We start from the raw sequence: 23,195 nt of genomic DNA, 5'->3' as shown, positions 1-23,195 counted from the left end.
ACGTCGGCGGTCACTGCAGGCAGCAACGCAGAACTGTATCATGGTGCGACGCACAATTCTTGTGCCCGGCTTACACCCCAAAATAGCCCCGAATTGGGCATTTTTAAGGTGTTTTTGGCCTGCCGGCACACCTCCTGGGTTTGCCTTGTTGGCATATTTCGTTCTGTTGTCAGTACCTGGAAGTCCTCATTCATGCCCAAAGTTTTTATTGACGGGGAAGCCGGCACCACGGGCCTGCAAATCCGCGAACGGCTGCAAGCCATGCCGCAGATCGAGCTGGTCAGCATCGCGCCCGAGCTGCGCAAGGATGCAGCGGCCAAGCGCGCGCTGATGGCGCAGGTGGACATGGTGATCCTGTGCCTGCACGACGATGCGGCGCGCGAATCGGTGGCCATGATCGACTCGCTCACAGGCAAAAAGCCCAAGGTCATAGACGCCTCCACCGCGCACCGCACCGTGCCCGGCTGGGTCTATGGCTTTCCCGAACTCACACAGACGCAGCGCGCCGCCGTGGCCGCCGCTGATCGCGTCGGCAACCCCGGCTGCTATGCCACCGGTGCGATCGCGCTGATCCGTCCGCTGGTCGACGCCGGCGCGATACCGGCCGATTTCCCCCTGAGCCTTCCCGCGGTGAGCGGTTACTCCGGCGGCGGGCGGCAAATGATTGAAGACTACGAAGCCGGCACCGCGCCCGCGTTTGAGCTCTACGGCCTGGGCCTGAAGCACAAACACCTGCCCGAAATCATGAAATACACCGGCCTGTCACGCCGCCCGGTGTTCATCCCTTCCGTCGGCAACTTCAAGCAAGGCATGCTGGTGCAACTGCCGCTGCACCTGGATTTGCTGCCCGGCAAGCCGACCGGCGCACAGCTGCAGGACATGCTGGCCAAACATTACGCCGGCAGCGAATGGGTGACCGTGGAAGCCGCGCCCGAATCGAACAAACTCGATGCGCTGGCGCTCAACGACACCAACAAGATGGAACTGCGCGTGTTCGCCAATGAAGAACACCACCAGGCCGTGCTGGTGGCGCGGCTGGACAACCTGGGCAAGGGCGCTTCAGGCGCTGCCGTGCAGAACCTGAAACTCATGCTGGGCTTGTAAGCTCAGTCCTCGTCCGTCTGCGATACGACGCGGCGGATGACTTCACCGCCAAAGCCCCGCGCCGCCAGAAAACGCATCTGCTTGGCGCGGCCAGCCGCATCGGGCGCCGGCCCCTCGAATTTTTTGCGCCAGATCTCGCGGGCGCGTTCCAGCTCGCTGCCCTTGAGGCTGTCCATGGCGCCGGCCACGCGCTCCGCGCTAAGGCCCTTGCCCAGCAATTCGTGCTTGATGCGCGCCGCGCCAAAACGGCCGGCGCGCCGGTTGATCACCGATTCGACCACACGCGCCTCGCTGATGAAGTCCTTGGCCTGCAAGTCGTCCAGCACCTGGGCCAACTGGCCCGGCGTTTCCTCATGCGGCGCGAGTTTGCGTTCCAGCTCAGCCCGTGAATGCTCGCGCCCCGCCAGGTAGCGCAGGGCGCGGCCCTTGAGCGAAAGGCCAAAACCCGCACGGGAGGCGGGTTTCGGGGGCTTGCGATCTGAGGGCTTGTCCATGGTCAATATGCGGGGCCGCACAAGCGCCGCCTTTTGGCAGCCGCTTGTGCGCTCCGAAGCTGGCTAGCAGCTATCAGGCTGCGGCCTTGGCGGGCTTTTCAGCTTTTTCGGCCTTGGCCGGTTTCTCGGCCGGGGCATCGACACTGCCGGCAACCTGCACCAGCGGGATGCCCAGCGATTCGCGCACCTTGTTTTCGATTTCGATCGCGAGTTCGGGGTTTTCCTTGAGGAATTCACGCGAGTTGTCGCGGCCCTGGCCGATTTTCTCGCCGTTGAAGGCGTACCAGGCGCCGGCTTTCTCGACGATGTGGCCGGCCACCCCCAGGTCCAGCACCTCGCCCAGGCGGCTGATACCCTCGCCGTAAAGAATGTCGAACTCCGCCGTCTTGAAGGGCGAGGCCACCTTGTTCTTGACCACCTTGACGCGGGTCTCGTTGCCGATCACCTCTTCGCCCTTCTTGATCGAGCCGATGCGGCGGATGTCCAGGCGCACCGAGGCGTAGAACTTCAGCGCGTTGCCGCCGGTGGTGGTTTCGGGCGAGCCGAACATCACGCCAATCTTCATGCGAATCTGGTTGATGAAGATGACCGTGCAGTTGGCCTTCTTGATGGTGGCGGTGAGCTTGCGCAGCGCCTGGCTCATCAGGCGGGCCTGCAGGCCGGGCAGCGAGTCGCCCATTTCGCCTTCGAGTTCGGCCTTGGGCGTGAGCGCTGCCACCGAGTCGACGATGATCAGGTCCACTGCGCCGGAGCGGGTCAGGGAGTCGACGATTTCAAGCGCCTGCTCGCCGGTGTCGGGCTGGGAAATCAGCAGATCCTGCAGGTTCACGCCCAGCTTTTGCGCGTACTGGATGTCCAACGCGTGCTCGGCGTCCACAAAAGCGCAGGTGCCGCCCAGTTTTTGCATTTCGGCGATGACCTGCAGGGTCAGCGTGGTCTTGCCCGAAGATTCCGGGCCGTAGATCTCAACCACCCGGCCGCGCGGCAGGCCGCCCACGCCCAGGGCGATGTCCAGGCCCAGGGAGCCGGTGGAAACGACCTGGATGTCCTCGATCACTTCGCCGTCGCCCAGCTTCATGATGGTGCCCTTGCCGAACTGCTTTTCGATCTGGGCCAGCGCGGCTTGCAGGGCCTTGGCCTTTTCGGTGTTCAGGGCGGCGCTTTGCACGGGGTTCTGGGCGGGATTCAGCTTGTTGGTCAGTTCCATGAAAAACTCCTTGAAAATCAATGATGTAAAACTTTTTGCCTGGATTCCAGCCTCTGCTTTTAATCACAGCGCTGGATGCATGACCAGTACTTTATGGGCGCCATAAAAATAAGTAAACCCTATTTTTAGTCAGTTTGCCTGATCAAATGGCTTACCATGGCTTTATGGCGGAAACGACACTCCCAGCCCCCATGCCCAGCCCCTTCGGCGCGACCGAGGCCGGCTGGCGCCAGACCCACCTGGGGCGGCTCATGGGCCATGCGCTGCGCCGCTTCGACGAGCGCGTGCTCTCGCTGATGGCCAGCAGCGTGGAGGTGCCGCTGGCGCTGTCCAACCTGGCGGCGCGCGACCAGGTCGGCGCCGCCCACATCCACATCACGCGCCACCTGGCCGTGGCCGGCTCGCGCCTGACCGACCTGGCGCAGAGCGCCGGCATGAGCAAGCAGGCCATGGGCGACCTGGTCGACCAGTGCGAGGCCTGGGGCCTGGTCACGCGCCAGCCCGACCCGCACGACAAACGCGCCCGGCGGGTGGTGTTCACCGAATCAGGCCTGCTCTGGCTGGAGGCCTTCCACCAGGCGGTGCGCCAGGCTGAGGACGAATTCCGCCAGGCCGTGGGACATGACGTGGCCACCGTGGTGGCGCTGGGGTTGGAAGCTTATGCGGGCGCTTGATTGCATTGCCGTGTCAGCAAAGCGGAGGCGACAAAAGCCTAGAATTTGTCCGGGAACACACAATCGCCCCAAGACACAAGGGGCTGATATCTGGAGACAACCATGCGTATTCTGATTGCCGAAGACGACCAGGTGCTGGCCGATGGCCTGCTGCGCACTTTGCGCGCCTCCGGCGCGGCGGCCGACCACGTGGCCAGCGGCACCGAGGCCGACGCCGCGCTGCTCACCAACACCGAATTCGATTTGCTGATCCTGGACCTGGGCCTGCCGCGCATGCACGGCCTGGAAGTGCTCAAGCGCCTGCGCGCGCGCGGCTCGGCCATGCCGGTGCTGATCCTGACGGCCGCCGACAGCGTGGAAGAGCGTGTCAAAGGCCTGGACTACGGCGCCGACGACTACATGGCCAAACCGTTTTCCCTGCAAGAACTCGAAGCCCGCGTGCGCGCACTGATACGCCGCGGCATGGGCGGCGCCAGCAGCACCATCAAGCACGGCCCGCTGGTCTACGACCAGGCCGGCCGCGTCGCCACCATAGACGGCCAGATGCTGGAGCTGTCGGCGCGCGAACTCGGTTTGCTCGAAGTGCTGCTGCAGCGCGCCGGCCGGCTGGTCAGCAAGGACCAGCTGGTGGAGCGCCTCTGCGAATGGGGCGAGGAAGTCAGCAACAACGCGATCGAGGTCTATATCCATCGCCTGCGCAAAAAGATTGAAAAAGGCCCGGTGCGGATTGCGACCGTGCGCGGCCTCGGTTACTGCCTAGAAAAGATACCAGGGTAGCCATTTGATATTTGCTGTTGCCGCCTCGCCGGTTTTCACCCAAAGCGTGCCGTGGCATTAAGGCTGTTTCAGCGCGAACGCCGCAGCCTCTTCGGCGAGATCCTCGACTGGATGCTCACGCCGCTGCTGCTGCTGTGGCCCATCAGCCTGGCGCTGACCTGGCTGGTGGCGCAGAACATCGCGGGCAAGCCTTTTGACCGTGCGCTCGAATACAACGTGCAGGCCCTGGCCAAGCTGGTGGTGGTCAAGAACAACCAGGTGCAGTTCACCCTCACGGCGCCCGCGCGCGAAATCCTGCGCGCCGACGACACCGACCTCGTCTACTACCAGGTGGTGGGCACGCAGGGCGAGCACCTGAGCGGCGAACACGACCTGCCCGCGCCGCCCGACGAAGACAAGCCCACCAACGGCGAGGTGCGGCTGCGCGAGGACGTGATCCAGGGCGAGGACGTGCGCGTGGCCTACACCTGGCTCAAGGTGGACGTGAAGGGCACGCCTGCCGGCTCGCAACCGGTGCTGGTGCTGGTGCAGGTGGCCGAGACGCTGGAAAAACGCAAGACGCTGGCCACCGAAATCGTCAAGGGCACCATGGTGCCGCAGTTCGTCACGCTGCCACTGGCCGTGCTGCTGGTATGGCTGGCGCTGGTGCGCGGCATCAAGCCGCTGGCCCAGCTTGAAAAGCGCATACGCGCGCGCAAGTCCGACGACATGAGCCCCCTGGACGAGACCGCGGTGCCCGAGGAAGTCGCGCCGCTGGTGTCCTCCATCAACGACCTGCTGAGCCGGCTCAAGGTCTCGCTGACCACCCAAAAACGCTTCCTGGCCGATGCGGCCCACCAGCTCAAGACGCCGCTGGCGGGCCTGCGCATGCAGGCCGACCTGGCGCAGCGCGAGACCGACGCCGACGAACTCAAGAAGTCGCTCAAGCACATAGGCCGCGCCAGCATACGCGCCACCCACACCGTCAACCAGCTGCTGGCCCTGGCGCGCGCCGAGACCACGGGCCGCAGCCTGGCCAAGCAGCACATCGACCTGGTGCACATCGTCTCGGAAGTCATGGCCGACTCGGTGCCGCGCGCGCTCGAAAAGCAGATAGACCTGGGCTACGACGGGCCCGACGCCGGCGAGCAGGCCACGCAGCTCGAAGGCAACGCGACCCTGCTCAAGGAGCTGGTGCGCAACCTGCTGGACAACGCCATCAACTACACGCCCGAAAAAGGCCAGGTCACGCTGCGGCTGATGACCGACCGTTTCAGCGGGGTGCTGGTGCTGCTGGTGGAAGACTCGGGGCCCGGCATCCTGGAGTCGGAACGCGAGCTGGTGTTCCAGCCTTTTTACCGCGCGCTGGGCACCAATGTGGACGGCTCGGGCCTGGGCCTGGCGATTGTCCTGGAGATCGCCAAGCAGCACGGCGCGACGATCTCGATCGAGGATGCGGCCCTGCCGGGCCATACGCAAACGCCGGGCACACGCGTCACCGTGCGTTTTGTCGGCATGGATTTGCCCGAGGGCGCATAAAAGAACTCAACTGGATTTTGCAGGCGGCCAGCGGTCGTATAACTTGACGGCCACTCGCTCACCCCACAGCTCGATCTGCGCCGGCGTGCCGTCATGCGCATGGTTCGCGCTGCCGCCGCGCACATACGCCAAGGCCACGCAGGCGCCGGCCAGCGGGCTCCAGCCGACCGATGAAATCTCGCCGACCGACTGGCCTTCCAGCACAATGGCTTCGCCGCCCCAGGCAAAAGCGTGCGGCGTATCGAACACCAGCGCCACCAGCTTCTTGCGCAACGCCAAGCCCTGTGAATTGAGCAGTGCGGCCTTGCCTATGAAATCGGCCGGCTTGTCCAGCTTGACGCTGAAAGCCAGACCGGCCTCCCACGGCGTTTCGTCCGGCCCCAGCTCCGCGCCCCAGGCACGCCGGCCCTGCTCTATGCGCAAGGCATCCAGCGCGTAATAGCCGGCGTCGCGAATGCCCAGCGCCCGGCCGGCTTCCATGAGCGCGAGGTAGACATGGCGCGCCATTTCCACCGGCACATACAGCTCAAAACCCGGCCCGCCCACATAACTCATGCGCGCCGCGCGCACACGCGCAAAGCCCAGGTCGATTTCTTTCGTCCATGAAAACTTCAGCGCCTCGGGCGACAGGTCGTCGGGGCTGACCCGCGCCAGCAGCTCGCGCGCTTTCGGGCCCATGAGCGACAGCACCGAATACAGGGCCGACACATCGGTCAGCACCGCGTGTTCGGTGTCGGCTATGTGCCGCGTGATCCAGTCGAAGTCGCGCACGGTCTGCGCCGAGCCGGTGATGACCATGAAGCGGTCCACGGCTTGCCGCATCACCGTGAGGTCGCTTTCAAAACCGCCGCGCTCGTTGAGCATGGCGGTGTAAACCATCTTGCCGACGGGCACATCCATCTCGTTGGCGCACAGACGCTGCAGCACGGCCAGCGCATCGCGCCCCTGCAGCAGGTATTTGGAGAAGGAGGTCTGGTCGTAGAGGGCCACGGTTTCGCGTGTGGCCTTCTGTTCTTCCATCATCCAGGGCAGCCAGCCGGGTTTGCCCAAGGTGTGCTCCGGTCTGGGCAGGCCTTGAGGCCTGAAATAGCTGGCCCGCTCCCACCCGTTCTTGCTGCCGAACTCCGCCCCCTTGGCGGCCAGCATGTCATACAGCGGCGAGGTGCGCAGCGGCCTTGCCGTTTCCAGCTCCTGCCTCGGCCAGCGCATGGCGTAATGCAGGCCCAGGGTTTCGCCGGTGCGCTCGGCCAGTGCCTTGCGGTTGCCGGTGAAGCTGCCGAAGCGGCGTATGTCCACGTCCCACAGATCGGCGCCGGGCTCGCCGCCCACAATCCATTCGGCCATGAGCCGGCCCGCGCCACCGCTGTTGGCGATGCCGGCCGAGTTAAAACCCGCGCAGACAAAATAATTGCGCAGCTCGGGCGCTTCGCCCAGGATGAAGTTGCCGTCGGGCGTGAAGCTCTCGGGGCCGTTGAGCAGCATCTTGACCTCGGCCGTCTCCAGGCAGGGCGTGCGGTGCAGCGCGGCGGTCATCAAGGGCTCGAACTGGTCCCAGTCCTCGTCCAGCAGCTCGAACTGGAAGGTCGAAGGAATCGGGTCCATCTTCCAGGGTTTTGCTTGCGGCTCAAAACCGCCCATCACCAGGCCGCCGACTTCTTCCTTGTAGTAGATGTAGCCGTCCGGGTCGCGCATCACCGGCAGCATGGGGTGCACCCCGGGAATCTTGCCGGTGACGATGTAAAAATGCTCGGCCGAATACAGCGGCACATTCACGCCCGCGAGCCGGCCGAACTGCCGCGCCCACTGGCCGGCGCAGTTGACGAGGACCTCGCAGCGCACCTCGCCCTGCGCGGTGCGCACGCCCACCGCTCTGCCGTTTTCGGTGATGACGCCCGTCACTTCGATGCCTTCCAGCATCTTCACGCCGCGATTGCGCGCACCCTTGGCCAGCGACATGCACAGGTCGGCCGGGTTGGCCTTGCCGTCGCCCGGCAGCCAGATCGCGCCCTGCAAGTCGTCGGTGCGCATGATGGGGTATTTGTCGCCGGCTTCCTGCGGCGATATCTCATGGCACTCGACGTCAAAGCTGTTGGCCATGGCCACCTGCTTCCTGAGCACCTTCATGCGCTCGGGCGTGCGCGCCACGTTGACGCTGCCGCATTGTTTCCAGCCGGTGGCCAGGCCGGTCTCGGCCTCCAGCGAGGCATACAGCTCTATGCCGTACTTGCTCATCTGCGTCATGTTGCGATTCGGCCGCATCTGGCCGACCAGGCCGGCCGCATGCCAGGTGGTGCCGCTGGTGAGCTTGCCCTGCTCCAGCAGCAGCACATCGGTTTTGCCCATTTTGGCCAGGTGGTAGGCCACCGAGCAGCCGGCGATGCCGCCGCCCACGATGATGATTTCTGCATGGCCGGGAAAAGTCGCGGTGGTCATGGTGCGAACCTCATCTCAAAAGGTACAGGGCTAGGCCAGACGTATGGCCATCACGCCGCCCACAATCGCGCAGCTGCCGGCGAAGCGGCGCAGCGTGAAGGTCTCCTTGAGCAGCCAGCAGCCGAGCAGCACCGCGAACAGCACGGAGGTTTCGCGCAGCGCCGCCACCGTGGCCACCGGCGCGCGTGTCATGGCCCACAGCGCGATGCCGTAAGAGCCCAGCGAAGCCAGCGCGCCGCCGGTGGCCACGGGCCAGCGGTGGCGCGCGTAGTCAGCCATGGCCCGCCCGCGGCGCGCCATCATCAGCAGGCCGAAGGGCCAGCCGTCGAGCAGGAACAGGGCGGCGACATATTGCAGCGCATTGCCCGAAGCCCGAACGCCCAACCCGTCGACCACGGTGTAGATCGCGATGATGACCGCATTGGCCAGCGCGAAGCCGACGGCCTTGCGCGCATGCAGCGCATGGCGGCTCAGGCCCAGCACCAGCACGCCGCTGCAGATGCCGATGATCCCGGCCCAGGCCAGTGGCGTCAAAGTCTCGCCCAGCGTGAAGGTGGCCGATAGCGCCACCAGCAGCGGCGCCACGCCGCGCATCAGCGGATAGGTCAGGCCCAGGTCGCCATGTTTGTAGGCCTGGGTGGTGGCGATGTAGTAGCCGATATGGATCAGCACCGAGGCGCCTATGAAAGGCCAGGCCTCCACGCGCGGCAGGCCCGCCATCAGCACCAGCGGCAGGGCCAGCACCGAGCCGATCAGATGAATGACCGCCATGTCCATGGACTTGTCTACGCTGGACTTGACCAGCGCGTTCCAGCCCGCGTGCAGCAGCGCGCCGAACAGCACGGCGCACAGCACCGGCCAGGTCAGGGCCAGGACTTCAGGCGGCAAGCGAGGGCTCTGCGGCGGGAAGGGCGCAACGCCGGGCCCGCGCCAGGTAGTGCGCCAGCGGCGGCGTGGCCTTGTTCGCGTCCTTCGCGAGGTCGTCCCAAAGGCGCAGTTTTACCGCGTCTTCCGCGCCGGGCTGGGCCATGAAACGTGCGGCTTCCTCGGCCGTAAAAATGCCGCCCTGCAGCAGCAGGCTGCGCTTGGAGTCTGCCGAGAGGCTGGAATGGTAGCCGCGCCGGGCCGCGCACAGGTAGCGCTTGGCGTCCACATGCAGCTTGATCGCGTCCAGCACCGCATCCGGGAAAAGCCCGCGCAAAAACGGCAGGGCTCGGTACTGATGCACGTCGTCCACGCCGCGCAGCGAAGGCGTCTCGCCCAGGTCATGCAGCAGATGGCCCAGATCGTGCAGCAGGGCCGCTGTGACCAGCGCGTCGCCTGCACCTTCGGCCTCAGCCAACGCGGCGGTCTGCAGCGCGTGCTGCAGCTGCGTCACGGGCTCACCGCTGTACTGTTCGCCGCCGCGCTCTTCGAAGAGTCGTTCGATGTCATCAAAGCTCAGCATATGAGTTCCTCAGAGGTCAGGCATTCCAGGGGAGGGAATAGGTCTTGAGGTTGGTAAAGCTCTTGATCGCTTCCTGCACACCTTCCTTATACCCCAGGCCCGAATCCTTGATGCCGCCGAAAGGTGTGAGCTCCAGGCGGTAACCCGGCACCTCGCGCACATTGACCGTGCCGACGTGCAGCTCGCTCACAAAACGGTTGATATAGTCCAGGCGGTTGGTGCACACCGCGCTTGACAGGCCGTAGGCCGTGCCGTTGGAAATTTCAATGGCTTCTTCGATGTTCTTAAAACGTATGACCGGCGAAACCGGCCCGAAGGTTTCCTCGCGCGCCACCGTCATCTGCGGCAACACATGGTCCAGCAGCGTGGGCGAATACAGCGCGCCGCGGCGCTGGTTGCCGGCCAGCAGTTTTGCGCCCTGCGCCACCGCCTCGTTGACGCGCGACTCGAACAGCATCGCGGCCTGCTCGTCGATCACCGTGCCCATGTCGTTGGCCTTGTCGGTGGGGTCGCCGTATTTCCAGGCCAGGGTCTTGGCCCGCACCTGCTCCACGAACTCGCCGGCCACCGCCTCGTGCACCAACAACCGCTTGATGGCGGTGCAGCGCTGGCCGGAGTTTTTGTAGGAGCCCTGCACGGCCAGGGTGGAGGCCTCGTCAATGTCGGCATCCTCCATCACGATGATGGGGTCGTTGCCGCCCAGCTCCAGCACCACACGGCGGTAGCCTGCTTTGGCGGCGATGTACTTGCCTATGGCCACGCCGCCGGTAAAGGTCACCAGGTCGACCAGCGGGTTGGTGATCAGCTCGTCGGCGATCTCACGCGGGTCGCCCGTCACCACGCTGAGCATCTCGGGCGGCAGCCCCGCCTCGTACAGGATGTCGGCAAACAGCAGGGCCGAAAAGGGCACCTTCTCGGACGGCTTGAGCACCATGCGGTTGTTGGTCGCGATGCTGGGCACCACCTTGTGCGCCACCTGGTTCATCGGGTGGTTGAAAGGCGTGATCGCGGTGATCACGCCCAGCAGCGGCGAGCGGTGCGTGTAGACCCGGCGCTTTTTTCCGTGGGGCGTGAGGTCGCAGCTGAAGATCTGGCCGTCGTCCTTGAGCACCTCGGTCGCGCCGAACAGCAGCACGTCGCTGACGCGGCCGGCTTCATACATCGCGTCCTTCAGGCATAGGCCCGCTTCGGCGGTGATCAGGTTCGCGACCTCGGAAAGGCGCGACTGGATGATGGCGGCCGCGCGGTTCAGGATGGCCGCGCGCTCGTAGCGCGTGAGCTGGGGCTTGTAGGCATGGGCCCTGGCAAAGGTTTGCCGCACCTCCTCCAGCGTGGCCTTGGGCACGGTGCCGAGTTTTTTTTCGGTGTAGGGGTTGAACACCGCGATGGCGCGGTCGCCGCCCCGGCCCGAGCCGACCTTGCGGCCCGACAGGCGCATGGCATTGAGCTGGTGGTCGCGGATGTATTGGTCAATCACTCTGCAGCTTTCATGGCGTGGGGCCTGGGCTTACTGGGCGTAATTGAGCGCCAGGTCAAAGGCATCAAAATTGCGGAAGCGCCGGTTGCGGTCCAGCCCAGGCAGGGCGCGGTTCACGATCAGCGGCACGCGCTGCTCGCTCATGCCGCCGTGCGAGCGCAGCGGCACTTCCAGCGCCGACAGGTCATGGCGTGACACCGAGGTGCCAATGACGGTAAAGCGCTCAGACACCGCCACGATGTCGCCGATTCGGTCGGCCGGCAGTTCAAAGCGTTCGGCGGCCTGCTCGCGCGAGAGCACCAGCTCCATGCCCTTGAGCGCCGCCAGCCGCTTGCGCGCGACCTCGATGTTGGTGCCCTCCGGCAGATAAACCGTGGCAAAGGAACCCAGGGCGCCGTGGTGCACCACATAGGGGTCAGTGATGGGCAGGATCACGCGCGCAATGGTGGCGCCCAACCAGTTGTCGAACCAGTCCTGCAGGTAGATCACGTCGGGCGTGCCGTCCATGGCGACCTTGGCGTTCATGCCGTGGTCGGCGGTGAGCACAATCACGCAGCCCAGCTCCTCGAGCTGCTGCATGTAGCCGTCCATCATGCGGTAGAAGGCATTCGCCCCTTCGGTGCCGGGCGCGTGCTTGTGCTGCACATAGTCGGTGGTCGAGAGGTACATCACGTCGGGCTTGTGCTTTTGCATGATCTTCACGCCGGCCGCGAAGACGAACTCCGACAGGTCGGCGCTGTAGACGCTGGGCAGCGGCAGTCCCACCAGTCCCAGCACGTCCTCGATGCCGTTTTCTTCCAGCGACACCTGGTCGGCCTTCTCCGACGAAAAGCAGATGCCCTTCATCTGGTGGCCCAGCAGCTTGCGCAGCTTGTCCTTGGCCGTCACCACTGCCAGGGATTTTCCGGCGCCGGACAGCGCGGCCAGCAAGGTCGGCGCGCGCAGCCACTTGGGGTCGTTCATCATGACCTCGGTGCCGCTGGCCGTGTCGAACAGGTAGTTGCCGCAGATGCCGTGCACGCTGGGCGGCGCGCCGGTCACGATGGACAGGTTGTTCGGGTTGGTGAAGCTGGGCACCACACAATCGCCCGTCAGGCCCGAACCCAAGGCCAGCGTGCGCTTGAGCCAGGGCATCTGGCCCGTGGCCACGGCCTGCGCCAGGTAGTCGGGTTCGCAGCCGTCCACGCAGACCACCACCGTGGGCTGGACCGGCAGCCTGTACGCCCTGCCGTTCACCGTCAATTCGCCATTCGGCTCAGTGTTTGCCACGTGACGGTCCTTCCTTGTTTTTGTCCTTGCCCTTGCGCGCGGCCGTGGTGCTGGAGACGAGCTTGACCGGCACCGGCTTGCCGGCCGTGGTCTCTCCCGTACCCGCCGCATCGGCCTGACCAGCCTGGCGCCGCAGGTCGTTTTCTATCGTGCGCTCCTTGCTTTCGATCACATGCTGGAACATCGCGCGGCCGGCCGCGTCGGCGTCACCCGAGGCGATGGCCTTGACGATCAGCCGGTGCTCGTTGGCCGACATCGGCATCAGCCAGCCGTCGGCGAGGTTCAGGCGCCGGAACAGCGACAACTCCTTGATCAGCTTGCGGTAGATCTCGGTCAGCTTGCGGTTGCCCGCCATCTCGACCATGCGGTCGTGAAAGCTGAGATTCAGCAGGTGGTAGGCCTGGGGGTCTTCGGCCTTGACGGCTTTTTCCATGGCGTCGACCAGGGCCTTGAGCTCCTTGACCTGGGGCCCCGTGATGTTTTCCGCGAGCCGGCGGCCCACGAGCTCATCCATGGCCGCGCGCAAATCGAATATCTCGACGGCCTCGTCGATCGGGATGTCGCGCACAAAGACGCCGCGATTTTTTTCGGTGCGCACCAGGCCGGCCTCTTCGAGCATGCGAAAGGCCTCGCGCACCGGGCCGCGCGAAACGCCCATTTTTTCGGCCAGCGTGGCCTCTATCAGTTTGCTGCCGGGCTCGTATTCGCCGGCAAGAATCGCGCGCTCGATTTCCTGTTGCACCACTGTGGTGAGGGAGCTGTTCTGGAGTTGCGCGATGGTGGGATGCAAAGCAGCGTTCATGCCCTGAATTGAAGCACAGAAATGTAGATTGTCAACAATCTGCAATAAACAATTGACAAGATAGAAGGGTCGGCGTTAAATAAAAAACGAGCTGGGTTGACGGGCCTGCACTCAGGTTGGTCATCGCAGTGTCAGCGCCGACACGAACGAGTCAACAACATTGCAGGCTTTGCCACAAAGGACTTTTTATGCAACTGGCTTCCCATCTCAAATCCCTGTCAAAGGCGATCACCCTTCTTGGCCTGCTGGCCGCCTCCACCGGCGCCTTCGCCCAGAAAACCCAGTTGCTGGTCTACACCGCGCTGGAGACCGACCAGATCAAGGCCTACCAGGAAGGTTTCAACAAGGTGTATCCCGACATCGAAATCAAATGGGTGCGCGACTCGACGGGCGTGATCACCGCCAAGCTGCTGGCGGAAAAATCCAATCCCCAGGCCGACACCATCATGGGTGTGGCCGCCTCCAGCCTGGCACTGCTCGACAAGCAGGGCATGCTCGAGCCCTATGCGCCTATCAATCTTGACGGGATCATGAGTCAGTACCGTGACAAGAAAAAAGTCCCCGCCTGGTTCGGCATGGACGTGTGGGGCGCCACCGTGTGCTTCAACACCGTCGAGGCCAAGAAGAAAAACATCCCCACGCCCGAAACCTGGCAGGACCTGACCAAGCCCATCTACAAGGGCCAGATCGTCATGCCCAATCCCGCCTCCAGCGGCACCGGTTACTTCGACGTGACCGCTTGGCTCACGCTGTTCGGCGACAAGGACGGCAAGGGCGGCGGCTGGAAATACATGGACGCGCTGCATGAAAACATCGCGCAGTACACCCACTCGGGCTCCAAGCCCTGCAACATGGCGGCCGCCGGCGAGTTCCTGGCCGGCATCTCGTTTGAGTACCGCGGCAACACCAACAAGGCCAAGGGCGCGCCCATAGACCTGGTGTTCCCCAAGGAAGGCCTGGGCTGGGACCTGGAAGCCTTTGCCATCCACAAGGGCACGAAAAAACTGGACGCCGCCAAGAAACTGGCCGACTGGGCTTCGAGCAAGGACGCCATGATGCTCTATGGCAAGAACTTCGCGATCACCGCGCAGCCAGGCCTGGCGCCGCCGCTGGCCAATGTGCCTAAGGACTACGAGGCTCGCCTCGTCAAGATGGACTTCAACTGGGCCGCCGACAACCGCGAGCGCATCCTCGCCGAGTGGACCAAGCGCTATAACTCCAAAACCGAGAAGAAGTAGCCCCCTGTCGGCGGCCTTTGGCCGCCGTCTCCCCCTCAGGGGGACAGCCGCTGTGGCCTGGCAAAGCCAGTTCCACGCGGCTGCTTGGTTGGTACTGTGCCGACCGTTCGGCAATTCACGCATGGCCCACGAATGAACAACGACATCTTTCTGAACCTGCGCCACATCCGCAAGGAGTTCGGCGGTTTCACCGCACTGCAAGACATCAACCTGGACATACGCAAGGGCGAGTTTGTGTGTTTCCTCGGGCCTTCGGGCTGCGGCAAGACGACCTTGCTGCGCATCATCGCGGGGCTGGAGGTGCAGACCTCGGGTGAAGTGCACCAGGGCGGGCGCGACATCTCGCGGCTGCCGCCGGCGCTGCGCGACTACGGCATCGTGTTCCAGAGTTATGCGCTGTTTCCCAACCTCAGCGTGGCCGACAACGTGGCCTACGGCCTGGTCAACCGCAAAACGCCGAAAGCCGAGGCCGCCAAACGCGTGAGCGAACTCGTCAAGCTGGTGGGCCTGCCCGGCAGCGAAGCCAAGTACCCCAGCCAGCTCTCGGGCGGCCAGCAGCAGCGCATTGCGCTGGCGCGGGCGCTGGCCACCTCACCGGGTTTGCTGCTGCTCGATGAGCCGCTGTCGGCGCTGGATGCGCTGGAGCGTGTGCGGCTGCGCCAGGAGATACGCGCGCTGCAGCAAAAGCTGGGCGTGACCACCATCATGGTCACGCACGACCAGGAAGAAGCACTGAGCGTGGCCGATCGCATCGTGGTGATGAACCACGGCCTGATCGAGCAGGTCGGCACGCCCATGGAGATTTACCGCGAGCCGGCCTCGCCCTTTGTCGCCGACTTTGTCGGCAAGGTCAACGTGATGCCGGTGCGCGTGAGCGGCGGTGAAATGAAGTTCGGCGCGCTGTGCCTGCCCTGCGACGGCGCCGACCGCGAGGCCAAGATCTACCTGCGGCCCGAGGACGTGCTGGCCCGGCCGATTGCCGCGGGCGACCCCCATGTGTTCGACGCCACCATCGAGAAGATCGAGTTCCTGGGCTCCTTCTGCCACGTGCATGTGGCCTCGCCCGCGCTGGGCGGCCACAAGCTCACGGTCTACCTCTCGCTCAATTTCCTGTCGGAGCAGTCGCTGCAGGTGGGCTCCTCTCTGCCCCTGAAGCTGCTGCCCGAACGCATCAAGGTGTTTTGATGCCGGTCTTCACGCCCCCCGCGCCGCCCATGGTCAGGCAGCGCGCGCACTGGATAGACCATCTCGCCTATGCGGCCCTGGCGCTGGCTGCGCTGATCCTGGTCGTGTTTCTCGCGGCGCCGCTGCTGGCCATCCTGCAGCAGGCGCTGCTGGACAAGTCCGGCGATTTCATCTGGTTCGACAACTTCATCGAGTACGCCAAGACCCCAGCGCTGCTCGAAAGCCTGTGGAACAGCCTCTGGGTCTCCAGCGTGGTCACGCTGGTCGCCGTGCCGCTGGCTTTCGGTTTTGCCTATGCGCTGGCGCGCTCCTGCATGCCCTACAAGGCGTTGTTTCGCGGCATCACCCTGATCCCGCTGCTGGCGCCTTCGCTGCTGTCGGCGATTTCGCTGATCTACTGGTTCGGCAACCAGGGCGTGCTCAAGGGCTGGATGCAGGGCCTGGGCATAGAGCAGATCTACGGCGCGCCCGGCATCGTGGTGGCCGAATGCTTCGCGGTGTTCCCGCATGCGCTGATGATTCTGGTCACGGCGCTCACGCTGTCGGACGCGCGCCTTTACGAGGCCGCCGACGCCATGGGCACCAGCGCCAGGCGCAAGTTCTTCACCATCACCCTGCCCGGCGCCAAGTACGGCCTGATCTCCGCCGCGCTGGTCACATTCACGCTGGTCATGACCGACTTCGGCATCCCGAAAGTGATAGGCGGTAACTTCAACGTCCTGGCGACCGACGTCTTCAAGCTGGTCATAGGCCAGCAGGATTTCGCCAAGGGCGCGGTCGTCGCCATCCTGTTGCTGGCGCCGGCCGTGCTGACCTTCGCGGTCGACCACTACGTCAGCAAACGCCAGACCGCGATGCTGACGGCGCGCGCCGTGCCCTACCGGCCCACGCCCTCGCGCGCCTATGACGGGGTCATGACGCTGTACTGCTGCGCCATCGCCTTCCTGGTGCTGGCCATGCTGGGCATGGCGGTGTTCGCCTCCTTCGCCAGCTTCTGGCCCTACAACCTGACACCCAGCCTGCGCCACTACACCATGGGACTGGTCGATGCCGAAGTCGGCGTCGGTTTTGTCAACAGCCTCAAGATGGCGGCGGGCACGGCCGTCTTCGGCACGGCGCTGGTGTTTATCAGCGCCTACCTGCTCGAAAAAACCAAGGGCATGGACGGCCTGCGCGGTTTTGTGCGCATGCTGGCCATGCTGCCCATGGCCGTGCCCGGCCTGGTGCTGGGCCTGGGCTACATCTTCTTTTTCAACGCACCCGGCAATCCGCTCAACGGCCTGTACCACACGCTGACCCTGCTCACGCTGTGCACCATCGTGCACTTCTACACCACCGGCCACCTGACGGCGGTGACGGCCCTCAAGGCGCTCGACGGCGAATTCGAGGCCGTGAGCGCCTCGCTCAAGGTGCCCTTCTTCAAAACCTTCTGGCGCGTGACATTGCCGATCTGCACGCCGGCCCTGGTCGACATCGCGCGCTATTTTTTCATCAACGCGATGACGACGATCTCCGCCGTGGTCTTCCTCTACTCGCCTGAAACCAAGGTCGCCTCCATCGCCATCCTGAACCTTGACGAGGCCGGCGAGATAGGCGCGGCCGCGGCCATGGCCGTGCTGATAGGCGTGGCCTCGACGATCGCCACCCTGCTGTTCATGGCGCTGGCCTGGTGGGTCAACCGCCGCACCCAGGCTTGGCGCACCAGTTCGCGTTGATGGGCTCCATGGCCGACCGCCGCAACCTTCGCCTGCTCACGCGCTACACGGCCTGGGCGAACGACCGCCTCTTCACGGCGCTGGAGCAGTTGCCGCCCGGTGAACTGACGGCGCCGCGCGCGACCTCCTTCGGCAATATGCTCCGCACGCTGAACCACGCCTGTGTGGTCGACCAGATCTGGCAGGCCCACCTGCAGGGCCGGCCGCACGGCTTTACTTCCCGCAATACCGACAGCACGCCGGCGCTCGCGCAGCTGCGCGGGCAGCAACAGGCGCTCGACGACTGGTACATCCTTTACGCAGACGCCTTGACCGGTGAGAGGCAGTGCGAAGTCGTGCATTTCAAATTTGTTGATGGCGGCGAAGGCGCGATGGCCCGCGGCGACATGCTGCTGCACGTCGTCAACCACAAGACCTTCCATCGGGGCTATGTGGCCGACATGATGTACCAGGTGCCGGCGCGGCCGCCCAGCATGGACCTGCCCGTTTTCCTGCGCGACGCCGCTCCCGACTTGAACTGAACCCTACAAAAACCAGGAGGCAATCCATGGACAGAGACAAAATCCTTTTAACGCCGGGTCCGCTCACGACCACGCTGCGCACCAAGCTCGCGATGCTGAAAGATTGGGGTTCCTGGGACAGCGATTTCAACGCTGTCACCGCCAGCGTGCGCAAAAGCCTGCTGGCCATCATCCATGGGCAGGATTCGCACGTCGTTGTGCCGCTGCAGGGCAGCGGCACCTTCAGCGTGGAGGCGGCGGTGGCCACCGTGGTGCCGCGCGACGGCCATGTGCTGGTGATGGACAACGGCGCTTATTGCAAGCGCGCGGCCAAGTTGACCACGCTGATGGGCCGGCGCTGCACCGTCATGCCGTTTGACGAAGCCGCCCAGGTTTCGCCGGCCGCGCTGGACGCCATGCTGGAAGCCGACACCAGCATCACCCACGTGATGCTGATCCACTGCGAGACCGGCGCCGGTGTGCTCAATCCGCTGCAGGAAGTCGCCGACGTCTGCAAGACCCACGGCAAGGGCCTGCTGGTCGATGCCATGAGTTCTTTCGCCGCGATAGACATCGATGCGCGCAAGGTGCATTTCGACGCGCTGGTGGCCGCCAGCGGCAAATGCCTGGAGGGCGTACCCGGCATGGGGTTTGTGTTTATCCGCAAGGCGGTGCTGGAGGACTGCGCCGGCCGCAGCCAGTCGCTGGCCATGGACCTGCACGACCAGTACACCTACATGGAAAAAACCACGCAGTGGCGCTTCACGCCGCCCACCCATGTGGTGGTGGCGCTGGCCGAGGCGATTGCCCAGTTCGAGGAGGAAGGCGGCCAGCCCGCGCGCCTGGCGCGCTACGAGAGCAACTACCGCACGCTGATCACGGGCATGGCGAAACTCGGCTTCAAGCCCTTCCTGGACCCGGCCATCCAGGCGCCCATCATCGTGACCTTCCACGCGCCGGCCGACAACCGCTACGACTTCAAGGCCTTTTATGCCGCCGCGCGAAATCGCGGCTTTGTCCTATACCCCGGCAAGCTGACCCAGGTGGAAACTTTCCGCGTCGGCTGCATAGGCGCCATAGGCCCCAACGAAATGGCGCAGGCAGTGCAGGCCGTAGCGGCAGCCCTGCAGGACATGGGCATCCGATCAGCGGCCCCCGCTGGTTGAACCCCCTGAACTCTTAAACCCAGCCGGGGCCGCGGAACCGGCTTTGCCGGGCCGCAGGCGCAGCGCCCCCTCGGGGGGCAGCGCATTACACGGAGCCGAAGGCGAAGTGAAAAGCGTGGGGGCGTTAATGGTTTCGGCGAAACGATTCTGAAGGAAGCTCGCCAAACATTTGCTGGTAGTCGTGCGCGAAATGACCAAAATGCCAAAACCCCAGGTCGGTTGCAGCCGCCGTCACGGACGTAGCGGTCTTCAGCGCCTGCCTGGCGGCGTTCAGGCGCACGGCGCGCAGATAAGCCAATGGGCTGATGCCCAGTGCCGTCTGAAAGCCGTTCTGCAGGGTTCTCCTGCTGACGCCGAGCTGCTCGCACAGCGCCAAGACAGTGGGCGGCTGGTCGAGCTGCGTATGCACCAGTTCACGCGCGCGCCGCGTCAGCGCCCAATGCCCGTGGATGCTCACAGAATCGACGCCGCCCGTCGGCGCAAGAACGCGGCCGAGCTGCTCCATCACGGTGTCGAGCATGGCGGCTTGCACGGCGGGCGATTGCAGCAGCGCCGGGGCCGCCTCCACCGTATCCAGCACCCCAACAAGGCACTGCCTGAGCCCCGCCTGCGCCGCGCCGTCCAGCCGGCGCAAGCCGGCCTGCGCGCCCAGCCGGGCCTGCAGCGCCGGGTCATGCTCGCCGCAACGTCGCCAGGCGGCCTCATCAAGCTCCAGCCCCAGCATCACATGGCGCCGGGACGAGCGGAACTCAAAACCCGACGCACCCGAAAACACATGCAGCGCATCAGCATCACTGGGCGCACCGCAAAACATACTGGGCCCTTCAACCTGCAGCGGCAGGCCCAGGGCCAGTGCACCGTTACGGATCTGGCCTGTCTGGTACACCGACTCCCGCAGGCTTTCCACAAAGAGGCGCAGGCCCGCGAATTCCAGCTGCCGCACCTCGCCGCCAAAGGCGCCGCGCGAGAGCTGGAGGTAGCTCTGATTCCAGCCCGTGAGCGCTGCCGCCTGCTCGTCCGCATCGGCAAACGACGCGCGGGACAGCAGGGCCGGTGGGGCCGGCTCGGCGGTATCGGAAGGATGTGCCATCGCCGCATTCTTGCAGGATTCGTGCCGCATGCAAGCTACGCTTTGAAACAGTTCGACTTACTTTCGCTCGCTTCGCTGGCGCCCCATCCGTGCAACTTGCCGAAATGGGATTTCAGCGCGCCGGCCCGCACCCTAGGATGCAAGTCGGCCCCACCGGGCCGTCCATCCAGCCATCTTTAGCCTAGGGAGCCACCATGTCAGAACGTTCCGGCGTCCAGTACGCGAAAGTCGACGGCAGCTACTTTGAAAAGAGGGGACTGCGCCGCTATGCCGGCGTCTGGTCGCTCTGGGCCCTGGGGGTGGGCGCCGTGATCTCCGGCCACTTCGCGGGCTGGAACCTGGGCCTGGCCAACGGCTGGGGCAGTATGCTGCTGGCCACCATCATTATTTCCGTGATGTACCTGGGGCTGACCTTTTCGCTGGCCGAGATGTCGCCCGCGCTGCCGCACACCGGCGGGGCCTATTCCTTCGCGCGCACCGCCATGGGGCCCTGGGGCGGTTTCCTGACCGGGCTGGCCGAGAACGTGGAATACGTGCTGACGCCGGCCGTCATCGTGTTTTTCATCGGCAGCTACATGGGCAGCATCTTCGGCACGCCGCCGGCCTGGCAGCCGCTGTGGTGGATAGGCTTTTACGTCGTCTTCATAGGCCTGAACATCGTCGGTGTCGAGTTGTCCTTCAAGATCACGCTGGCCGTCACGCTGCTGGCGCTGGCCTGCCTGGTGGCCTTCTGGGTCAGCGCCTTCCCGCGCATAGACTTCGCGCGCTGGGCCATGAACGTGGGCGCCGGCGGCGCCGTGCTGCCCGAGGGCCGCGGCCCCTTCCTGCCGCTGGGCCTGGGCGGCGTGCTCGCGGCCCTGCCTTTTGCCGTGTGGCTGTTCCTGGCGATAGAGCAGCTGCCGCTGGCGGCCGAGGAATCGGTGGACCCGCGCCGCGACATGCCGCGCGGCATCATCGCCGGCATCTTCACGCTCATCCTCTCGGCCTTCATGATCCTGTGGCTCAACCCCTCGGTCGCCGGCATAGGCTCGCACGCGCTCAGCACCTCGGCCGAGCCGCTGCTGGACGGCTTCAAGGCCATCTACGGCGGCGGCATCGCCAAGGTGCTGGCGCTGGTCGCGGTGCTGGGCCTGGTGGCGAGCTTTCACACCATCATCTTCGCCAAGGGCCGGCAGATCTATTCGCTGAGCCGGGCCGGTTATTTCCCCTCGGCGCTGTCGGTCACCCACGGCAGCCGCAAGACGCCGCACATCGCGATGGTCGTCGGCTCGGTGGTCGCGCTGGTGGTGATGTTTGTGCTGTGGTTCACGCTGGGCGTGGACAAGGGCTCGGCCGTGATAGGCGGCACCTTGCTCAACATGGCGGTGTTCGGCGCCATGTTTTCCTATGTGATGCAGGCGCTGTCCTTCATACGGCTGCGCAGCAAGCTGCCGCACATGGAGCGCCCCTACCGCAGCCCGCTGGGCGTGGCGGGCGCCGTGCTGACTCTGCTGATCGCGCTGGTCACCATTTACTTTCAGCTCAGCGACCCGGTCTACCGCGTCGGCGTGCTCTGGGTCGCGCTGTGGTTCGCCATCGGCGTCAGCTACTTTGCCGTGGCCGGCCGCCACCGCCTGATCCTCTCGCCCGAAGAAGAATTCGCGATCAGCCTGGCCGAAAAAGGCCGGGCTGCCGCCTCTACCTGAACCACAAGGCGTGCACACCATGGCCAAAAAAGCTCCCACCCCTTCCACATCCCGCGGCGTGCTGGACTCCCTGCGCAAATCGGGCGCCAACAAGATGAAGGTCGCCGTCAGCGACATCGACGGCGTGCTGCGCGGCAAATACCTGCACAGGGACAAATTCCTGGGCGCGGCCGAGCCCTACCCGGCCGGCGGCTTCGGCTTTTGCGACGTGGTGCTGGGCTGGGACATGATGGACAGCTGTTACGACAACACCACGGTGACCGGCTGGCAGCACGGCTTTCCCGACGCGCTGGCCCGGCTGGACCTGGCGACCCTGCGCCACGTGCCCTGGGACAACAAAGTGCCCTTTGTGCTCGGCGAGTTCGTCAACGCCGACGGCACACCGCATGCCGTCTGCCCGCGCCAGACGCTCAAGCGGGTCCTGAAGCGCGCCGAGAAGATGGGCCTGATGCCCATGACGGGCATGGAGTTCGAGTGGTTCAACTTCCTCGAGACGCCGCACAGCTGGGCCGCCAAAAACGGCGTGGGGGCCGAAAAACTCACGCCCGGCATGTTCGGTTATTCGCTGCTGCGCATGAACCAGAACCAGGGCTTTTTCAACGCCATCATGGACGAGATGCTGGCCTTCGGCATCCCCATCGAGGGCCTGCACACCGAAACCGGCCCCGGCGTCTATGAAGTCGCCATCGCTTTCAGCGAAGCGCTGGAGCAGGCCGACCGCGCCATCCTGTTCAAGACCGGCACCAAGGAAATCGGTTCGCGCTTCGGCATCATGCCCAGCTTCATGGCCAAGCCCCACCAGCAACTGCCCGGCTGCAGCGGCCACATCCACCAAAGCCTGTCCGACGGCAAGAACAACCTGTTCTACGACGCGAAGAACCCGCGCAAGATGAGCAAGCTGTTTGAGAGCTACATCGCCGGCCAGGTCGCCTGCATGATGGAGTTCGGCCCCATGATCTGGCCCACCATCAACAGCTACAAGCGCCTGGTCGACGGTTTCTGGGCACCGGTGAAGCCGACCTGGGGCATGGACAACCGCACCGCGAGTTTTCGTGTGATCGCCGGCAGCCCCAAGGCCACCCGGCTGGAGACCCGCTGCCCGGGCGCCGACGTGAACCCCTACCTGGCCATGGCGGCGGTGATCGCGGCCGGCCTGCACGGCGTCGAAAAAGGCCTGAAGCTGGGCGCGCCCATCACCGGCACCAATGCCGGGGCCGAGCACATCCCGCGCGCGCCGCGCACCCTGATAGAAACCACGCGGATTTTCCAGAAATCGGCCATCGCGCGCGACTGGCTGGGCGATACTTTCGTGGATCACTTCGCGGCCACGCGCGAGTGGGAGTGGCGGCAATGGCTGGACGCCGTGACCGACTGGGAAATGAAACGCTATTTCGAGATCATCTGATTGAACCCT

20 protein-coding genes are annotated in these 23,195 nt (G+C 64.8%); 11 read left to right on the top strand and 9 right to left on the bottom strand.

Annotation, left to right across the window (positions count from 1 at the left end; all coding sequences use genetic code 11):
- Positions 1 to 192: 192 nt before the first annotated feature.
- The gene (argC, locus tag BLQ85_RS18215) at positions 193 to 1,104 is read left to right on the top strand and encodes an N-acetyl-gamma-glutamyl-phosphate reductase (protein ID WP_074578981.1); all 912 of its coding nucleotides are present in this window, start codon (positions 193 to 195) and stop codon (positions 1,102 to 1,104) included.
- Positions 1,105 to 1,106: 2 nt separating this feature from the next.
- On the opposite strand, the gene recX is transcribed toward argC, so the two are convergent.
- Both recX and recA read right to left on the bottom strand, forming a co-directional pair.
- Positions 1,107 to 1,598, bottom strand: coding sequence for a recombination regulator RecX (gene recX / locus BLQ85_RS18210; RefSeq protein WP_074578979.1), 492 nt, complete (start codon positions 1,596 to 1,598; stop codon positions 1,107 to 1,109).
- A 73-nt stretch (positions 1,599 to 1,671) separates the two neighbouring features.
- Positions 1,672 to 2,805, bottom strand: coding sequence for a recombinase RecA (gene recA / locus BLQ85_RS18205; RefSeq protein ID WP_074579186.1), 1,134 nt, complete (start codon positions 2,803 to 2,805; stop codon positions 1,672 to 1,674).
- A gap of 191 nt (positions 2,806 to 2,996) precedes the next feature.
- On the opposite strand from recA, the gene BLQ85_RS18200 reads away from it, so the two are divergent.
- The 3 genes from BLQ85_RS18200 to BLQ85_RS18190 all read left to right on the top strand — a co-directional run bounded on the left by BLQ85_RS18200 (position 2,997) and on the right by BLQ85_RS18190 (position 5,774).
- Positions 2,997 to 3,479, top strand: a complete 483-nt coding sequence (locus BLQ85_RS18200; protein ID WP_139201051.1) for a MarR family winged helix-turn-helix transcriptional regulator — start codon at positions 2,997 to 2,999, stop codon at positions 3,477 to 3,479.
- A gap of 102 nt (positions 3,480 to 3,581) precedes the next feature.
- Positions 3,582 to 4,256 (top strand): response regulator, encoded by a 675-nt coding sequence (locus BLQ85_RS18195; RefSeq protein WP_007870259.1) that lies wholly within the window; start codon positions 3,582 to 3,584, stop codon positions 4,254 to 4,256.
- A gap of 111 nt (positions 4,257 to 4,367) precedes the next feature.
- Positions 4,368 to 5,774, top strand: coding sequence for a sensor histidine kinase (locus tag BLQ85_RS18190; protein WP_051001980.1), 1,407 nt, complete (start codon positions 4,368 to 4,370; stop codon positions 5,772 to 5,774).
- Positions 5,775 to 5,780: 6 nt separating this feature from the next.
- On the opposite strand, the gene BLQ85_RS18185 is transcribed toward BLQ85_RS18190, so the two are convergent.
- The 6 genes from BLQ85_RS18185 to BLQ85_RS18160 form a co-directional block, all read right to left on the bottom strand.
- Entirely contained in the window at positions 5,781 to 8,207 is a 2,427-nt protein-coding gene (locus tag BLQ85_RS18185) for a GcvT family protein (protein ID WP_074578977.1), read from the bottom strand.
- A gap of 30 nt (positions 8,208 to 8,237) precedes the next feature.
- Positions 8,238 to 9,095, bottom strand: coding sequence for an EamA family transporter (locus BLQ85_RS18180; RefSeq protein WP_074578975.1), 858 nt, complete (start codon positions 9,093 to 9,095; stop codon positions 8,238 to 8,240).
- On the bottom strand, positions 9,085 to 9,654 hold the full coding sequence (locus tag BLQ85_RS18175) for a phosphonate degradation HD-domain oxygenase (RefSeq protein ID WP_074578973.1): 570 nt from the start codon (positions 9,652 to 9,654) through the stop codon (positions 9,085 to 9,087). The genes BLQ85_RS18180 and BLQ85_RS18175 overlap by 11 nt, the downstream gene beginning before the upstream one ends.
- A 16-nt stretch (positions 9,655 to 9,670) precedes the next feature.
- Entirely contained in the window at positions 9,671 to 11,092 is a 1,422-nt protein-coding gene (gene phnY, locus BLQ85_RS18170) for a phosphonoacetaldehyde dehydrogenase (protein ID WP_074579182.1), read from the bottom strand.
- A 69-nt stretch (positions 11,093 to 11,161) separates the two neighbouring features.
- The gene (gene phnA / locus BLQ85_RS18165) at positions 11,162 to 12,400 is read right to left on the bottom strand and encodes a phosphonoacetate hydrolase (RefSeq protein WP_074578971.1); all 1,239 of its coding nucleotides are present in this window, start codon (positions 12,398 to 12,400) and stop codon (positions 11,162 to 11,164) included.
- Positions 12,387 to 13,202 (bottom strand): phosphonate utilization associated transcriptional regulator, encoded by an 816-nt coding sequence (locus tag BLQ85_RS18160; RefSeq protein WP_074578969.1) that lies wholly within the window; start codon positions 13,200 to 13,202, stop codon positions 12,387 to 12,389. Before BLQ85_RS18160 ends, phnA begins: the two co-directional genes overlap by 14 nt.
- A 188-nt stretch (positions 13,203 to 13,390) precedes the next feature.
- Between BLQ85_RS18160 and BLQ85_RS18155 the strand changes: the two genes are divergently transcribed.
- The 5 genes from BLQ85_RS18155 to BLQ85_RS18135 all read left to right on the top strand — a co-directional run bounded on the left by BLQ85_RS18155 (position 13,391) and on the right by BLQ85_RS18135 (position 19,006).
- Positions 13,391 to 14,440, top strand: a complete 1,050-nt coding sequence (locus BLQ85_RS18155) for a putative 2-aminoethylphosphonate ABC transporter substrate-binding protein (RefSeq protein WP_083336910.1) — start codon at positions 13,391 to 13,393, stop codon at positions 14,438 to 14,440.
- Positions 14,441 to 14,572: 132 nt separating this feature from the next.
- The gene (locus tag BLQ85_RS18150) at positions 14,573 to 15,625 is read left to right on the top strand and encodes a putative 2-aminoethylphosphonate ABC transporter ATP-binding protein (protein WP_074578967.1); all 1,053 of its coding nucleotides are present in this window, start codon (positions 14,573 to 14,575) and stop codon (positions 15,623 to 15,625) included.
- Positions 15,625 to 17,340 (top strand): putative 2-aminoethylphosphonate ABC transporter permease subunit, encoded by a 1,716-nt coding sequence (locus BLQ85_RS18145; protein ID WP_074578965.1) that lies wholly within the window; start codon positions 15,625 to 15,627, stop codon positions 17,338 to 17,340. Before BLQ85_RS18150 ends, BLQ85_RS18145 begins: the two co-directional genes overlap by 1 nt.
- On the top strand, positions 17,340 to 17,861 hold the full coding sequence (locus tag BLQ85_RS18140; protein WP_074578963.1) for a DinB family protein: 522 nt from the start codon (positions 17,340 to 17,342) through the stop codon (positions 17,859 to 17,861). Before BLQ85_RS18145 ends, BLQ85_RS18140 begins: the two co-directional genes overlap by 1 nt.
- Before the next feature lie 26 nt (positions 17,862 to 17,887).
- Entirely contained in the window at positions 17,888 to 19,006 is a 1,119-nt protein-coding gene (locus BLQ85_RS18135) for a 2-aminoethylphosphonate--pyruvate transaminase (protein ID WP_074578961.1), read from the top strand.
- A gap of 124 nt (positions 19,007 to 19,130) precedes the next feature.
- Here BLQ85_RS18135 and BLQ85_RS18125 read toward each other — a convergent pair whose 3' ends face one another.
- Positions 19,131 to 20,096, bottom strand: coding sequence for a helix-turn-helix domain-containing protein (locus BLQ85_RS18125; RefSeq protein ID WP_175456145.1), 966 nt, complete (start codon positions 20,094 to 20,096; stop codon positions 19,131 to 19,133).
- Between the two features lie 194 nt (positions 20,097 to 20,290).
- Between BLQ85_RS18125 and BLQ85_RS18120 the strand changes: the two genes are divergently transcribed.
- The gene (locus tag BLQ85_RS18120; protein WP_074578958.1) at positions 20,291 to 21,781 is read left to right on the top strand and encodes an amino acid permease; all 1,491 of its coding nucleotides are present in this window, start codon (positions 20,291 to 20,293) and stop codon (positions 21,779 to 21,781) included.
- Positions 21,782 to 21,800: 19 nt separating this feature from the next.
- On the top strand, positions 21,801 to 23,186 hold the full coding sequence (locus tag BLQ85_RS18115) for a glutamine synthetase family protein (protein ID WP_074578955.1): 1,386 nt from the start codon (positions 21,801 to 21,803) through the stop codon (positions 23,184 to 23,186).
- The last annotated feature ends 9 nt before the right edge of the window (positions 23,187 to 23,195 follow it).

It is taken from the genome of Polaromonas sp. JS666, assembly GCF_900103405.1.
In the GTDB taxonomy this organism is placed as follows: domain Bacteria; phylum Pseudomonadota; class Gammaproteobacteria; order Burkholderiales; family Burkholderiaceae_C; genus Polaromonas.
Note: the sequence above shows the minus strand (reverse complement) of the source record. Positions and strands in the feature narration are given on the sequence as shown.